This is a genomic window from Amycolatopsis sp. NPDC043885, from assembly GCF_056435685.1.
In genome coordinates this window covers 170,202-184,443 of sequence record NZ_JBWKEA010000016.1, presented here as the reverse complement: position 1 = coordinate 184,443, position 14,242 = coordinate 170,202, and the positions used below count along the sequence as shown (strand labels likewise).

The window sequence follows — 14,242 nt, the reverse complement described above, 5'->3', positions numbered from 1 at the left end:
ACGGAGATCCCCATGTTCCACCGAGCTGCCGCGTTCGTCTCGGCCCTCGTCCTGCTGACGGCCTGCGGTTCGCCCCCGGCCGCCGCCCCGCCCTACGAGAACGTCACCCGCGGCGACGCGGCGTTCGCTCGGCAGTTCCGGCACGAGTTCGCCGACGTCGACGGCGTGAAGATGCACTACGTCACCGGTGGCAAGGGCGCCCCGCTCGTCCTGCTGCACGGCTGGCCGCAGACCTGGTACGGCTGGCACCGGGTCATGCCCGCGCTGGCCGAGCACTTCACGGTGTACGCCCTCGACCTGCCCGGTCTCGGCGACAGCGCGGGCTCGCCGCCCAGCTACGACAAGGCCACCCTTGCCCGCTATGTGCACGGCCTCGTCGCCGGACGGCTCGGCCTGCGCGACGTCCGGATCGCCGGGCACGATCTCGGTGCCGCGGTCGCCTTCCAATACGCGGCGCAGTTCCCCGGCGATCTCACCAAACTCGCGTACCTCGATCTGCCATTGCCTGGCCCCGCGCTCGACGCGACGGCCTACCGGAACCTGAGCTGGCACATCGCCTTCCACTCGCAGAAGACGGTTCCCGAAGCCGTCGTCGGCGACGACGTCCGCGAGTACCTGTCCCTGTTCTATCCGCAGGTCGCCTACTCGGGGACGGCTTTCGGCGGACCAGGGGCGCCGTCGCCGTTCGACGACGCCGAGATCGACGAGTACGCCCGCACCTACACGAGGCCGGAGGTCCTGCACGGCGGTTTCGAGCTCTACCGCACGCTTGCGCAGGACGCGACCGCGAACGCCGGCGCGAAGCCCATCACGACTCCCACCCTGCTTATGACCGCGGAAGGATTGCTCGAGCCGCAGAAGGCCACCCTGGCGCCTCGCGTCGCCGACCTGGCTCGCGCCGTCGAGGTGCCGAGGGCGGGCCATTGGCTCGCCGAGGAGAATCCGGAGTTCGTGAGCGCCGAACTGGTCGGCTTCCTGAAGTAGGACAACGTGGTTGCCCGGGATCGACGGTTTTTGCGATGCTTCCCGCATGTCCACGCTGGAAGTCCTCAACCACCCGTTCCGCGAGCAGTTCGAGGTCTTCCTCGACGAGCACCGTCGTGTTCTCGACGAGTCGCTGGAAGGGCTGACCGAGGAGGAGGCCCGCCGGTCACTCGTCCCCTCCCGGACGACCCTGCTCGGGTTGGTGAAGCACGCGACCTTCGTGGAGAAGGTGTGGTTCGACGAAGCCGTCACCTGCCGCCCGCGTACCGAGATCGGCCTCCCCGCCACGCCCGACGAGTCGTTCATCCTCGGCGAGGAGGACACGATCGCCACGGTGCGGCAGGCGTATCGCGAGGCCTGCGAGGCGTCGCGGAAGGCGGCGGCCGCCCTCGGCCTGGACGACCTGCTCCACGGGAACCGGCGCGGCCCGCTTCCGCTGCGCTGGGTCTACCTGCACGTGCTGCGTGAGCTCGCTCAGCACGGCGGCCACGCGGACATCCTGCGCGAGCAGATCCTCAGTTCCCGGTAGACGACGATGACCGGGGAGCGGTCGCTCCCCGGTCATCGCGCGTCGTTCGTCAGGAACGGGTCAGCGTGACCCCGTACTTGTTCGCCGCGTCCACGACGGGCTGGTAGTAGGAGTACGAACCCGTGGCGTTGGAGCCCTGGTTCCAGCCGCAGTCGTGACCGTCGGCGGGGCCGCCGGAGGTCATGCCCTGCGCGGTGTTGCCCGCGATGTAGGCGCCGCCGCTGTCACCGCCCTCGGTGCAGACGGTCGACTTCGCCAGCCCGGTGGTGGCGACGCTTTCGCCGCTGTAGCGGACGGTCTGGTTGTACGCGGTGATCTTGCCGCAGGTCCAGCCGGTGGTGTTGCCCGCCTTGCACAGCGTGGTGCCGACCGGTGCCTTCGAGCTGCCGGTGATCCGCACCGTGGTGCCCATGCGGGTGTCCACGTAGCCGCGGCCGGTGTCCTCGGCGTCGATGTCCATCAGGCCCATGTCGGCCGACGGGAACTGGGTGGCCACGCCGCGGCCGATGTGGACGCCGTTGCGGTTGAGGATGTCCGGGTTGCCTTCGACGCAGTGTCCCGCGGTGAGCATCACGTTGTTGCCGCTGCTGGTGGTGCCGGGGAAGCCGAGCGAGCAGTTGGTGCCGGGGACGAGGTCCATGATCTGGCCGGGGATGACGTCGGCCTGCGTGGTGTTCCCGTTGGCGACACCGGTCTGGACCGACACGCCCGGCAGCGCCGTGAGACGGCGGACGAGGGCGCTGTCGGCGCCCGGCTGCACGGTGACGACGACCTGGTCGGCCGCGAGTTCCGGACCCCAGGACTGGACCTGCCCGACGTCCTTGCCGATCACCGTGCCGACCTTGGCGGACAGGGCGTTCAGCGCGTTCTCGCCGCGGGCGCCGGTGCGCGGGGTCAGCCCGGCCGAGCGCAGCTCCTTGGCCGAGCCGGCGTCGGCGTTCACCACGAGGGCGCCGGCGTCGTCGAAGTACGCGCCGTCCGTGTGGAGGCCGCGGGTTCTGATGCTGTCCAGCGATGCGATCAGGTTCTTTTCGTGGTCCAGCTTCTGGGCGGCCTGAAGCGGGCTGACCTTGAGCTGGGCGGCGAGCGTTTCGAGCATCGTCTGGTCGTAGGCGGTGACCGGCGCGGCGGTCGCCGGCACGGCGAGCGCGCCGATTCCGGCACAGACACTCAGCAGGGTGAGCATGACGGGTCCGCGAATTCGCATGCGAATTTCCTTCGATAAGGAGGGAACGACGAACCGCCGGAATATGTTCGGAAAGCGCAGGGGACCGGGCGGTTCATCTCGACGTCACGCACAGTACGAGCGCCCGTACGGCATGCCGTAGCGCCGAAAGTAGGATCCGTGATCACGGACCTACTTTCGTATGCGGAAAACGTGGAATGCCCGCGTATTCAATTGCGCGGAGGTGTCATTGGCGCAAAAGTGTCAGTGCGCGCCGGTATGGTCGAGATAGCTCTCCAGCGCGGCGGCACCGGAGAGCAGGGCGCGGCCCCTGGCCGAGAGACGCGAGTGCCAATCGCGCAGCGTCGACTCCAGCGGAACGACCCCGCCTGCCGAACGGACCTGGTCGAGCACCGGCGCGATTCGCTCCAGGAGATAGCCACCGCGTCTGAGCTGATGGGTCAGTTTCGCGTCGCGCACGTCGGCCGCGCTGTAGACGCGATAGCCGGTCTTCGGGTCGCGTTCGGGCCGCAGAAGACCCGCTCGTTCCCATTCGCGCAGGGTGGCGGGCCGGACGCCGAGCTTCCGGGCCAGCGGGCCGACGAACATCTCGCCCCGCTCCTGCGTTACGGGCTCGAGATCGCGGAGCGCGGCCGTGACGGCCTGAAGGGTGCGGCGATCGTCGAGCAACTGGGCGTGGCTTTCGTCGATGAGCCGGAGAGCTTCCTCGACCGCGTCCTGGTTGACCGCCCGCATGATCGACGTCGCCGTCGCGTGGCCATGCCCTGGCACGAGGGCGAGGAACGCGCGCAAGGCTCGCGCGTGCAGTGGCGTGTAGGTGCGATAGCCCTGCGGACCGCGTTCGGCGGCGGGCAGGATGCCGTCCGCCTCGTAATTGCGGACGGCTTGCGTGGACAGGCCGTGCTCGCGCGCCAGGTCGACCGGCCTGAGCCGCTCACGTGGTTGAAGGTTCCGGCCCACCGCCCAACGATATTCGCTCCGCTAGCCGCGAGAGGAATCCGCCCGTCGTTCGTAACGGGCCCGAGCCAGCCGGTACGCGGTTTCCAGCAGTTCGCGGACGGCCGTTTCGGTCTTTGACGCCGGGTTCACCACCGCCACCCAGCCCGCGGTCCCGTACACGGGGTGGGCGATCAGGGTGTCGGTGCCGGAGGCGTCGGCCGGGGTCGTCTCCTTGGGGGTGTGGCCGAGCCGCCGGGTGAACTCCTCCTTGCCGGCGTGGACGTTCACGCGGAACGTGTCCGGGCGGTCCAGCCGCGAGCTCTCGTCGCCGGGGTAGTTCTTGGTCACGATCGTCGCGAAGGGCTGGACGTTCGTCGGGACGACACCGTCGGGCGAGTAATAGAAGAACGCGTCGCCCCAGCTGAGTTCCGGCCATTCGTCGTCAGGGCCGGGGGTGAGGGTCAGGACGCCGTCGAGGCCCGATACGAGGCCGATGATCTCTTCGATGGTCATGTGTTCAAGCGTGGCATTAAAGTGCTAATGGAGGGTTCGAGCGGGTTTTCGACGGAGTGCAGGTGTCAAGTCTCAAATCAATGCGTACGGCGGAGGTCGCGCGCCTGGCGGGATACTCCGTCCAGCAGGTGCGCAACCTCGAACGCGACGGCGTGCTCCCGGCGGCGTCGCGGACGGCCTCGGGCTACCGGACCTACGGCGAGATCCACCTCCGGTCCGCGCTGGCCTACCGCGCGCTCGCCGCCGGGGTCGGGCCGGTCGAGGCCAAGAAGATCGTCCGCGCCGTGCACCGGGATCCCCTCCCCGCCGTGCTCGCGCTTCTCGACGCCGCCCACGCCGGGCTCGACGCCGAACGCACGGATCTCCGGGAGGCCAGGGAAGCCGTCCGGGTGATCTCCCGCGAGCCGATCGAAGACGTGCGCGGGTCGGACTCGATGGGCGTCTCCGAGCTCGCGTCGGCGCTCGGCGTGCGCCCGTCGACGCTGCGGCACTGGGACACGGAACGGCTCGTCGTCCCCGGCCGCGATCAGCGGGGGACGCGGCGGTACACGCCTTCCCAGGTGCGGGACGCGCGGATCGTGCAGCAGCTACGGCTGGCCGGTTACCGCGTCGCGCCGCTTCGTGCCTTGATGCCGGAACTGCGGCGCTCTCGGCGGCTGGAGGACGTCGCGTCCGCGCTCGCCGCCAGGGACGCCGGGATCACGGCGCGCTCGCGGGCGCTTTTCGACGGCACCGCCGAGCTTTCCCGCGTCGTGAGTGGTAAGGACGGTTAGTGCCAAGGGTGTCTTAGGTACCTACTGGATGTGGTGGCAGTTGGTCGCAGGTCCGTGAAGGCCTCCATGTACTTCAGGGGCGAGCAAGGGCGGCGGTGGCAGGGTGGGGCACGTCTCGTGAGTGGTGAGGACGGTTAGAACCGTCCTTGCCGCTCACGAGGTCTCAGCGCGTGCAGCGCCAGAAGACCGTCGCCGTGTAGGGCGAGATGACCAGCTTGAAGTATTCCTCGCAGTCGGTGAACCCGGCCCGCTCCGCCTGGGTCCTGGCGTCGTGGCGGGCGTAGAAGAGCGCGAGGCCGAAGTCGCTCGACCCGTGCCCGACGAATTCCCTGGTCTCCTGGACACTCGCCGCTGCGGGGGTGGCGATCGTGCCCATCATGGCGGCCGCGCCGAGCAGCGCGAGCAACGTTTTCCTCATGCCGGCCACGCTAGGGCCGGAACGGTGCGCGATTCGCCCACTGGATGGACGGTTCCGCGGCCTCCGTCCGTCGCAGCCGGGTTCGTACGGGCCGCGAAACGGCTATCGTCGCGGCATGTCTTCTCGCAAAGTGGGAACCCAGCGGGCCTTTGACGCGGCCGCCGCCGATTTCGCCGCGCTCGGCAGGCATCTCTGGGAACCGATCGGCGCCGCCACGGTGGCGGCCGCCGGAATTGGTGAAGGAGACCGCGTCCTCGACGCCTGCTGCGGCACCGGAGCGTCGGCGATTCCCGCGGCGCGTGCCGTCGGTGCCGGTGGCGTGGTGGACGCGATCGATCTTTCGGGGCCGATGATCGGCGAACTGCGCCGCCTTTCGGCCGAGCTGCCGCAGTTGCGCGCGCACGAGGCCGACGCGACGGCGTGGGACACCGGCGATTACGACGTCGTGCAATCCGCGCTCGGCATCTTCTTCTTTCCCGACATGACGGACGGCGCCGAGCGGCTGATCGGCCGGGCCCGGTCCGGCGGCCGGGCCGTGTTCACGATCTGGCGCCGCGGGTCCATGGTGACGGCCGGCCGCCATCTCGGCCGCGCGGTGGCGGCGGTGACCGATTCCCCGCCGCCGCCGGAGCGTGAGCCGGGCTTGATCGACCGCATCAACCAAGCCGGTCCCTACTCCGAATGGCTTTCCGGGCGGCGTCTGTCCGATGTGGACGTCGTGGTGAACGAGCTGCGGCTGGCCATGACACTTGAGATCGCGTGGCTGGTCGTCATCGGCTCCGGATTCCGCGGACTGCTTGACGACCTCGAACCCGGCGTCGTCGAACAGGTGCGTGAGCGCTACCTCGATTCGTTGCTGGCCGAAGGCGTGACCGAACTCGACGCCACCACGCTGATCGGCTCCGGCACCGTCCGCTGACGACCGCGCCCGCTTCGGTGTACAGTCGTTCACTCAAACCGGGTGAACGGCGGGACACGGGTGCGACCAGACAACAACGACTCCTCTGTTCGGGGCCGAGGGCAGGGGCCGTTCGGCTCTTGGCTGCTCGGCCCGCTCGACCAGGATTCGGCCGTGTTGCGCCGTCGCGTCCAAGGGCTGCTCACCGGGACGCTGATCGCGACCAACGTCATCGGCGCGCTGGTCGTGGTCGGGCTGGCGGCGCTGCTCATGCCCGCGCCCGGTATGTCCGGCGACCTCGTCCGCGTGACCGCGATCGCGGTCCCCGTCTACGTGGTCTCCGCCGTCGTCGTGGGCGCGCTGTGGGGCACCCGCGGCGCGCTGCGGACACTGCGCTGGGCCGCCGACGGCCGGACGCCGAGCGACGAGGAGCGCGTGGCCAGCCTTCGTGTCCCGTTGCGCCTGACGCTGGTCCAGGCGGTGTTGTGGGGCGTCGCGACGGCGGTGTTCGGTGTGCTGGCCGCGCTGGTGCAGCCGCGGGTCGTGCTCACCGAGCTGCTCGTGGTCGCGTTCGCGGGGATCGTCGTCTGCGCGATCGCCTACCTGGCCGGGGAGTTCATCCTGCGGCCGTACGCGGCCCTCGCCCTCGCTGGCACCTCGCCGGACCGGCCGCTCAGCGGCGGGGTCAACCTGCGGATGCTGCTGTTCTGGTGCCTCGGCACCGGGGTGCCGGTGGCCGGGCTGGTGGTCACGGCGGTGCTGGCGTGGGTGCGCGGCGACGTGTCGACCACGAAGCTCGCCATCTCGGTCATCGCGCTCGGCCTCGTCGTGCTGGTCTTCGGTCTCCTGGTGACTGTGTTCACCGCCCGCGCCGTGGTGAACCCGATCCGGTCGGTGCAGCACGCGCTGGGCCGGGTCCGGGCCGGTGACTTCGCCGTGGAGATCCCGGTCTACGACGGCACCGAACTCGGTCTGCTGCAAGCGGGTTTCAACGGGATGGCCGTCGGTCTCGCCGAACGCGAACGCTTGCGCGACCTGTTCGGCAGGCACGTCGGCGAGGACGTCGCGAGCGAGGCGATGCGCACGTCGACCGAACTCGGCGGCACGGTGCGGACGGTGTCGGTCTTGTTCGTCGACCTGATCGGTTCGACGGCGCTGGCCGCCAGCCGTCCGCCCGAAGAGGTCGTCGGCCTGCTCAACCGGTTCTTCGCGGTGGTGGTCGACGAGGTCGACCGCAACCACGGGCTGGTCAACAAGTTCGTCGGTGACGCCGCGCTGGCGATCTTCGGCGCACCTGTTCGGCTGGAGGACCACGCGACCCTCGCGCTGTCCGCGGGCCGGGCGATTTCGCGCAGGCTGGCGGCGGAGGTACCCGAATGCCCGGCGGGGATCGGCGTGGCGACGGGTGAGGTGGTCGCCGGGAACGTCGGCGACCCGCGGCGGTTCGAGTACACGGTGATCGGCGATCCGGTCAACGAAGCCGCCCGGCTGACCGAACTGGCGAAGAACGTCGAAGCCCGGTTGCTCGCTTCGTGGACGGCGATCGAGTCGGCGGCCGAGGGCGAGGCCGCGCACTGGAGGGCGACGGAGGACGTCACCCTGCGAGGCCGCACCCGGCCCACCACACTCGCGACACCCAAGTCCTGACCCGTCAGGCGAATTCGAGCCGCAGGCTTTCGAGGCCGCGCAGCGTCACTTGCTTCACCCAGACCGGATCCGCGGTCCGGTGGAAGGCGCGGCCGGCGCCGAGCAGCGCCTCGAACAGGGTGCGGCCCTCCAGTCGCGCCAGCGGGGCGCCGAGGCAGAAGTGGATGCCTTGCCCCAGCGCGAGATGTCTCGGCGAGGGACGGCCGACGTCGAAGCGGTCCGGGTCCTCGTGCGCGCGCGGGTCGCGGTTGGCCGCTCCCAGCAGCACGACCGTCTGTGCGCCCTCGCCGACGGACTGGCCGCCGACGGTCGTGTCCCGCAGCGCGAGCCGCGTGGTCAGCTGGACGGGAGAGTCGTACCGGAGCATCTCCTCGACCGCGTTCGGGATCTTCGAGCGGTCTTCGGCCAGTTCCCGGTGCTGGCCCGGATGGTTCAGCAACGCGAGGATCCCGTTGCCGATCAGGTTGGTCGTCGTTTCGTGCCCGGCGACCAGCAGGAGCATCGCGGTGATCACCAGTTCGCCTTCGCTGAGCCGGTCGCCCTCGTCGGACACCGACACCAGATCGGAGAACAGGTCGCCGGTCGGCCGCCTCCGCCGTTCCTTCGCCAGCTCGCGGAAGTAGGCGACGAATTCGCGCCGGGCGGCGACGGCCGCGGCGACGGTTTCCTTCGCGATCAGGAAAGAGGGGTCGAGCGCGCGCCCCATGGCGTGCGACCAGCCTTCGAAGCGGTCGCGGTCGGCCAGCGGTACCCCGAGCAGCTCGCTGATGACCACGACCGGCAACGGCTTCGCGACCTCGGTTATCAGGTCGAATTCGCCCATTTCGAGCGCTTTCGACACCAGTTCCTTCGCCAGTTCTTCGATCCTCGGGGCGAGCTGCTCGACCATCCTCGGCGTGAACGCCTTGGAGACCAGCCGCCGCAGCCGCGTGTGATCGGGCGGGTCGAGCGCGAGGAACGACCGGATCACCCGGCCCTGCTCGTCGACCGGCTCGTTCTCGTGCGGATCCGGCAGTACCTCGGGCTCCGAGTGCCCGAACGCGGGGTTCCTCAGCAGCGCCGATGCCTCTTCGAACCCGCTGACCACGAAGAACCGGTCGGCGGCCTCGAACACCGGGCCGCGGGCGAAGACCTGGCGGTAGAACGGATACGGATCGGCTCTGGTCTCCGGTGCGAGCAGGTTTTCGAGCATGATCCCGATCCTATGCGCGACGGCGTTCTCGCCTGCGCGAAAGTATCGGCATGACTGTCGACGCGATGATCGAAGACCTCAGGACCCTCGTCGAGATCGAGTCGCCTTCGGGGGACATCGAGGCTTTGACGGCGTCGGCCGAGGCGCTCGCCGCCCTCGTCGAGGCTCGACTCGGTGGAACGGCGAGCCTGGTGGAGAGCGCGGCGGGACCGCACGTCCGGTGGTCCGGCGGCGGCGAACCGCGCGTGCTGATCCTCGGGCACCACGACACCGTGTTCCCGGTCGGCACGCTGGCCCGCCGACCGTTCGCGGTGACCGGCGGCCGGGTGACCGGACCCGGGGTGTTCGACATGCTCGGCGGGCTGGTGCAGGCGATCCACGGCCTGGCCGCGCTCGGCGACAGGACCGGGGTCGAGATCCTGGTGACGGCCGACGAGGAGACGGGCTCGCACGAATCCCGCGCGCTCATCGAGGAGCGCGCCCGCGCGTGCGGCGCGGTGCTCGTGTTCGAAGGAGCGGCCGACGGCGGCGGCCTCAAGATCGGCCGCAAGGGCTGTGGCACGCTCGAGGTCGTCGTCACCGGCCGGGCGTCGCACGCCGGCCTCGAGCCCGCGGCCGGGGTCAACGCGCTGACCGAAGCCGCGCATCAGGTGCTGGCGATCGCCGCGCTCGACCGGCCCGAGGCCGGGACGAGCGTCACCCCGACGGTCGCCTCGGCGGGAACGGCGAGCAACGTCGTGCCCGCGTCCGCGACCGTCGTGGTCGACGTGCGGGTCGAGTCCGCCGAGGAGAAGGAGCGCGTCGAAGCCGGGTTCGCCGCGCTCACCCCGCGCCTGCGAGGGGCGGAACTCGTGGTGCGGGGCGGGATCCACCGGCCGCCGATGCCCGAGTCGGCGGCCGCGGACCTCTTCGCCGTCGCGCGACGGCTGCTGCCCGGAGTCGCCGGGGTGGCCGTCGGCGGCGGGAGCGACGGCAACCTCACGGCCGCGATCGGCGTCCCGACCCTCGACGGGCTCGGCGCCGTCGGCGGTGGCGCGCACGCCGATCACGAGTACCTGCTGGTCGAGTCGATGGTGGAACGGGCAGAGCTGGCCGCCGGGCTGGTGAAGGCGATCCGGGGCCACTGATCGCCGCGCATTCAGTCGACTGACTGCGGGACTTCGGTCTCGCGGGCGGCAAGGGATGAGGGTCGAGTTTCCTACCCTCAGGGTAGTGAAGGAGGCCTTCACGGACTGGCCGGGCATCCCACCGCCGCATTCAGTCGACTAAGCGCGAGGGGTGACTCGCCAGTTCTTGCCCGATTTCGGGCAAGAACTGGCGTTTCGATAGCCCGATGTGCATGATGGGCTCCGTGGAGGACGCGGACATCGTCGAGCAGGTGGCCTTGTCGACGGGTCTGTCGACGGCCATCGCCGCCCGTGTCGTCGAGGACGTCCTGGCGTTCTACCGGCAGCCGGTCGAGCAGTACGTCCGTGAGCGGCATGCCCGGTTGCAGGCCGATGGCAGGAAGAACCCGGAGATCTTCCCCCGTATCGCCGGCGAGTTGAGCCGTCGTCTCGTCGCGCCTCCCGACCTGTCCGAGCGGCAACTGCGCCGCATCGTCTACGGCTGACGGAACACGCCCGTCCGTTTTCTTTTGTGAGGTTGACTCGTCATGTGCGGAATCGTCGGCTACATCGGCGGCCAGAACGCCGCCCCGATCCTGATCGAGGGGCTGACGCGGCTGGAGTACCGCGGCTACGACTCGGCCGGGATCTCCGTCCTGGGCGGTAAAGGCGCCCAGGTGCACCGGATCGTGGGGCGAGTGCGGAATCTGACGGCCGCGCTGCCCAAGCGGCTCGCGGGCAAGGTCGGCATCGGGCACACGAGGTGGGCGACGCACGGCCCGGCGACCGAGGCGAACGCCCATCCGCACGTCTCCGAGGACGGCCGGATCTCCGTGGTGCACAACGGGATCATCGACAACGCCGACGCGCTGCGCGAGCAGCTCACCCAGGCCGGGGTGACGCTGTCGTCCGAGACCGACACCGAGGTGCTCGCCCACCTGATCGCGCGGTCGAGCGCCAAGACACTGGAAGACGCGGTCGTCGAGGCCGTCTCCCGCGTCACCGGTACTTACGCCATCGCCGTGACCGACACCGGGCACCCCGACCGGGTCGTGGTCGCGCGGAACGGTTCGCCGCTGATCATCGGCGTCGGCGACCGGGAGATGTTCGTGGCCAGTGACCTGTCCGCGCTGGTCCGGCACACCTCGCAGGTGGTGCACCTCGACGACGGCGAGTTCGCCAGCGTCTCGGCCACCGGCTACCGCACCTTCACCGTCGACGAGAGTGACACCGGCAAGGCCGCGACGGCGATCGACATCCAGGCCGACGACCTCGACCTCGGCGGGCACCGGCACTACATGTACAAGGAGATCCAGGAACAGCCGGAATGCCTGGAGCGGATGATCCGCGGACGGCTGGACGACCGGTTCGGAGTGTCCCGTTTGGACGGTCTGAACCTGACTCCCCGTGATCTGCGCGGCTTCGCGAGGGTGAAGATCCTCGGCTGCGGTTCGGCGTACTACGCGGGCCAGATCGGTGCCACCATGATCGAGGACCTGGCGCGGGTCCCGGCCGACGCGGAGGCCGCGTCCGAGTTCCGTTACCGCAACCCCATCATCGAAGCGGACACCCTCTACATCGCGGTCAGCCAGTCCGGCGAGACGGCGGACACCGCGTTCGCCGTCGAAGAGGTCAAGCGCAAGGGCGGCCGGGTGGTCGGCCTCGTGAACGTCGTGGGATCGACGATCGCGCGGGCCTGCGACGGTGGCCTGTACCTGCACGCCGGCCCGGAGATCGCAGTCGCGTCGACCAAGGCGCTCACCAACATGGCCGTCGGGTTCGCGATGATCGCGCTGGCGCTGGGCCGCGTCCGCGATCTGTCCAACGCGGACGGACAGCGCATCGTCGCGGCACTCCGCGCGCTGCCGAAGCAGGTCGCGGCCATCGTCGAGGCGGAGGACCGGATCGCCGAGCACGCCAAGATCTACGCGGACGCGCGGAGCCTGTTCTTCATCGGCCGGGTCCGCGGCTTCCCAGTGGCACGGGAGGGCGCGCAGAAGTTCAAGGAGATCTCGTACCGGCACGCGGAGGCATACCAGACCTCGGAGCTCAAGCACGGCCCGCTCGCGCTGATCGACGAGGAGCTGCCGACGGTCGCGATCGTGCCGTCCGACGACCTCGCCGACCGCAACCTGGCCGCGATGCAGCAGATCAAGGCGCGCAAGGGGCAGGTGCTGGCGATCACCCACGACGACGTGGACTTCGGCGATCTCGACGTGCCGCGGTTCGTGGTCCCGCGATCGGAGCCGGAACTCGACCCGATCCTGCTCACCATTCCGCTGCAACTGCTGGCCTACCACGCGGCGCTGATCCTCGGTCACGACATCGACAAGCCGCGTAACCTCGCGAAGTCCGTCACCGTGGAATGATCTCCTGAGCCGTCGAAGGGGTCCGACATGAGGCAGTACCTGCTCGCCGTCCAGCTCGACGAGAGCGAACGGGACGCGCCCGAGGAAGAGGTCCGGGCGATGCTGGCCAGGACGGGCAAGGTCACCGACGAGATGAAGGCCGCCGGGTCCTGGGTCTTCGTGGGCGGTCTGGAGCACTCGGACGTCTCCACGGTCGTCCGCCCCGAAGGCGGCACGATCACGATCACCGACGGGCCGTTCGCCGAGACGAAGGAACAGCTCGGCGGGTTCTGGGTGATCCAGGTCGACGACCTCGACCAGGCGCTGGCCTGGGCCGAGAAATGCGCGCTCGCCTGCGGGCAGCCGATCGAAGTGCGGCCGTTCGGCGACCCGTCTCGGTGACGCCGATGGATCTCGACGGGATCTACCGGGCGGAGTACGGCCGATGTGTGGCCACCCTGACCCGCCTCCTCGGCGACATCTCGCTCGCCGAGGAGGCGGTTCAGGACGCGTTCGCGACGGCGGTGGAGAAGTGGGCGGAGACGCCGCCCAATCCGGGCGCGTGGATCGTGACCACCGCCCGCAACCGCGCGATCGACCGCCTTCGCCGGGAATCCACCCGCGAGGCCCGGCACGCCCAGGCGCTGCTCCTGCACTCCCAGGACGGGCCGCGGGAGGAGGGGCCGGTCCGCGACGACCAGCTCCGCATGATCTTCACCTGTTGCCATCCGGCGCTTTCGCCGCTCGCGCGGACCGCGCTCACCCTGCGCCTGATCGGCGGGCTGGAGGTGGGGGAGATCGCGCGGGCGTACCTCGTCCCGGAACCGACCGTGGCCCAGCGGATCGTCCGCGCCAAGAAGAAGATCCGCGACGCGGGCATCCCGTACCGGGTGCCGGGGAGCGGTGAACTGCCGGATCGGCTGGACTCCGTGCTCACCGTGCTCTACCTGATCTTCAACGAGGGGTACGCGTCCACGTCGGGCGACCTGCTGCGGACGGACCTGTGCGTGGAGGCGGTGCGCCTGACGAGGGCGCTCGCCGATCTGATCCCCGGCGAGCCGGAGGTGATCGGGCTGCTGGCACTGCTCTTGCTCACCGAAGCCCGGCGCCCCGCGCGGGTGGGGCCTTCCGGTGAGCTGGTGGTGCTCGCGGAGCAGGACCGGTCGTCGTGGAACCGGGAACTGATCGCCGAGGGCCACGAACTGGTGCGGCGATGCCTGCGCCTCGGCCGTCCTGGCCCATACCAGGTGCAGGCCGCGATCAACGCCGTGCACACGGACGGCGAGTCGACCGACTGGACACAGGTGCTGGCGCTCTACGACCAGCTGTGGCGGCTCACCCCGACGCCGGTCGTCGCGCTCAACCGCGCGGTCGCCGTCGCCGAGGTGCACGGCCCGGCGGCGGCACTGGCCGCGATCGAGGGACTGGACCTGCCCGGGTATCACCATCTGCCCGCCACACGGGCGAACCTGCTGTCCCGTCTCGGCCGGACCTCGGACGCCGTCGCGGCCTACGACGAGGCGATCGCCTTGGTCACCAACGACACGGAACGGGCTTTCCTGCGGGCCAAACGGGCAGTCCTGTCGTAGTTTCGGGCAACTGCCGACGAAAACGCCGCGCCCGCTGTGTCCTCAATGGACAGAGCGTCGTGTTCCGGATGAGGGGTTCCGTTGTCGGACCGGTGAGAAACCAACTATTGTCGCCATGAC

Annotated in this window: 14 protein-coding genes and 1 pseudogene; 10 read left to right on the top strand and 5 right to left on the bottom strand. The window is 69.9% G+C overall.

The genetic code is table 11. The features are described 5' to 3' along the window. Positions 1 to 12: 12 nt before the first annotated feature. Positions 13 to 984 (top strand): alpha/beta fold hydrolase, encoded by a 972-nt coding sequence (locus AC069I_RS34090; RefSeq protein WP_478230150.1) that lies wholly within the window; start codon positions 13 to 15, stop codon positions 982 to 984. 46 nt (positions 985 to 1,030) lie between these two features. Then, positions 1,031 to 1,513, top strand: a complete 483-nt coding sequence (locus tag AC069I_RS34085) for a DinB family protein (RefSeq protein ID WP_478267238.1) — start codon at positions 1,031 to 1,033, stop codon at positions 1,511 to 1,513. A 49-nt stretch (positions 1,514 to 1,562) separates the two neighbouring features. Here AC069I_RS34085 and AC069I_RS34080 read toward each other — a convergent pair whose 3' ends face one another. The 3 genes and pseudogenes from AC069I_RS34080 to AC069I_RS34070 form a co-directional block, all read right to left on the bottom strand. Then, on the bottom strand, positions 1,563 to 2,720 hold the full coding sequence (locus AC069I_RS34080) for a S1 family peptidase (RefSeq protein ID WP_478230148.1): 1,158 nt from the start codon (positions 2,718 to 2,720) through the stop codon (positions 1,563 to 1,565). A 188-nt stretch (positions 2,721 to 2,908) separates the two neighbouring features. Next, positions 2,909 to 3,659 (bottom strand): annotated as a pseudogene (locus AC069I_RS34075) (TioE family transcriptional regulator). Positions 3,660 to 3,680: 21 nt separating this feature from the next. Further along, positions 3,681 to 4,151, bottom strand: coding sequence for a DUF6194 family protein (locus AC069I_RS34070; RefSeq protein WP_478267237.1), 471 nt, complete (start codon positions 4,149 to 4,151; stop codon positions 3,681 to 3,683). 80 nt (positions 4,152 to 4,231) lie between these two features. On the opposite strand from AC069I_RS34070, the gene AC069I_RS34065 reads away from it, so the two are divergent. Then, positions 4,232 to 4,924: a MerR family transcriptional regulator gene (locus AC069I_RS34065; protein ID WP_478267236.1), complete on the top strand. Its 693-nt coding sequence runs from the start codon at positions 4,232 to 4,234 to the stop codon at positions 4,922 to 4,924. Positions 4,925 to 5,087: 163 nt separating this feature from the next. Here the strand turns inward: AC069I_RS34065 and AC069I_RS34060 are convergent, their stop codons facing one another. Then, entirely contained in the window at positions 5,088 to 5,342 is a 255-nt protein-coding gene (locus AC069I_RS34060) for a hypothetical protein (protein ID WP_478233022.1), read from the bottom strand. Positions 5,343 to 5,457: 115 nt separating this feature from the next. Here AC069I_RS34060 and AC069I_RS34055 point away from each other — a divergent pair, with 115 nt between their 5' ends. Beyond that, positions 5,458 to 6,261, top strand: a complete 804-nt coding sequence (locus tag AC069I_RS34055; protein WP_478267235.1) for a class I SAM-dependent methyltransferase — start codon at positions 5,458 to 5,460, stop codon at positions 6,259 to 6,261. Positions 6,262 to 6,321: 60 nt separating this feature from the next. Continuing rightward, the gene (locus AC069I_RS34050) at positions 6,322 to 7,887 is read left to right on the top strand and encodes an adenylate/guanylate cyclase domain-containing protein (RefSeq protein ID WP_478233020.1); all 1,566 of its coding nucleotides are present in this window, start codon (positions 6,322 to 6,324) and stop codon (positions 7,885 to 7,887) included. A gap of 4 nt (positions 7,888 to 7,891) precedes the next feature. Here AC069I_RS34050 and AC069I_RS34045 read toward each other — a convergent pair whose 3' ends face one another. Next, a complete protein-coding gene (locus tag AC069I_RS34045; protein WP_478233019.1) occupies positions 7,892 to 9,079 on the bottom strand; it encodes a cytochrome P450 in 1,188 nt (395 codons plus the stop codon). Between the two features lie 50 nt (positions 9,080 to 9,129). On the opposite strand from AC069I_RS34045, the gene AC069I_RS34040 reads away from it, so the two are divergent. From AC069I_RS34040 to AC069I_RS34020, 5 genes are all read left to right on the top strand, one after another. Then, complete coding sequence (locus AC069I_RS34040) at positions 9,130 to 10,206, top strand: M20 family metallopeptidase (RefSeq protein WP_478230140.1); 1,077 nt, start codon at positions 9,130 to 9,132, stop codon at positions 10,204 to 10,206. 212 nt (positions 10,207 to 10,418) lie between these two features. Further along, the gene (locus AC069I_RS34035) at positions 10,419 to 10,691 is read left to right on the top strand and encodes a hypothetical protein (protein WP_478230139.1); all 273 of its coding nucleotides are present in this window, start codon (positions 10,419 to 10,421) and stop codon (positions 10,689 to 10,691) included. 42 nt (positions 10,692 to 10,733) lie between these two features. Beyond that, positions 10,734 to 12,554 (top strand): glutamine--fructose-6-phosphate transaminase (isomerizing), encoded by a 1,821-nt coding sequence (gene glmS, locus AC069I_RS34030; RefSeq protein ID WP_478267234.1) that lies wholly within the window; start codon positions 10,734 to 10,736, stop codon positions 12,552 to 12,554. 27 nt (positions 12,555 to 12,581) lie between these two features. Further along, a complete protein-coding gene (locus AC069I_RS34025; RefSeq protein ID WP_478230137.1) occupies positions 12,582 to 12,935 on the top strand; it encodes a YciI family protein in 354 nt (117 codons plus the stop codon). Between the two features lie 5 nt (positions 12,936 to 12,940). Beyond that, positions 12,941 to 14,122 (top strand): RNA polymerase sigma factor, encoded by a 1,182-nt coding sequence (locus AC069I_RS34020; RefSeq protein ID WP_478267233.1) that lies wholly within the window; start codon positions 12,941 to 12,943, stop codon positions 14,120 to 14,122. The last annotated feature ends 120 nt before the right edge of the window (positions 14,123 to 14,242 follow it).

Coding starts and splice junctions, on each gene's coding strand:
- AC069I_RS34045 (WP_478233019.1), bottom strand. CDS start 9,079: ATGCTCGAAAACCTGCTCGCACCGGAGACCAGAGCCGATCCGTATCCG.
- AC069I_RS34025 (WP_478230137.1), top strand. CDS start 12,582: ATGAGGCAGTACCTGCTCGCCGTCCAGCTCGACGAGAGCGAACGGGAC.
- AC069I_RS34080 (WP_478230148.1), bottom strand. CDS start 2,720: ATGCGAATTCGCGGACCCGTCATGCTCACCCTGCTGAGTGTCTGTGCC.
- AC069I_RS34085 (WP_478267238.1), top strand. CDS start 1,031: ATGTCCACGCTGGAAGTCCTCAACCACCCGTTCCGCGAGCAGTTCGAG.
- glmS (WP_478267234.1), top strand. CDS start 10,734: ATGTGCGGAATCGTCGGCTACATCGGCGGCCAGAACGCCGCCCCGATC.
- AC069I_RS34040 (WP_478230140.1), top strand. CDS start 9,130: ATGACTGTCGACGCGATGATCGAAGACCTCAGGACCCTCGTCGAGATC.
- AC069I_RS34060 (WP_478233022.1), bottom strand. CDS start 5,342: ATGAGGAAAACGTTGCTCGCGCTGCTCGGCGCGGCCGCCATGATGGGC.
- AC069I_RS34065 (WP_478267236.1), top strand. CDS start 4,232: ATGCGTACGGCGGAGGTCGCGCGCCTGGCGGGATACTCCGTCCAGCAG.
- AC069I_RS34055 (WP_478267235.1), top strand. CDS start 5,458: ATGTCTTCTCGCAAAGTGGGAACCCAGCGGGCCTTTGACGCGGCCGCC.
- AC069I_RS34090 (WP_478230150.1), top strand. CDS start 13: ATGTTCCACCGAGCTGCCGCGTTCGTCTCGGCCCTCGTCCTGCTGACG.
- AC069I_RS34035 (WP_478230139.1), top strand. CDS start 10,419: ATGATGGGCTCCGTGGAGGACGCGGACATCGTCGAGCAGGTGGCCTTG.
- AC069I_RS34020 (WP_478267233.1), top strand. CDS start 12,941: ATGGATCTCGACGGGATCTACCGGGCGGAGTACGGCCGATGTGTGGCC.
- AC069I_RS34070 (WP_478267237.1), bottom strand. CDS start 4,151: ATGACCATCGAAGAGATCATCGGCCTCGTATCGGGCCTCGACGGCGTC.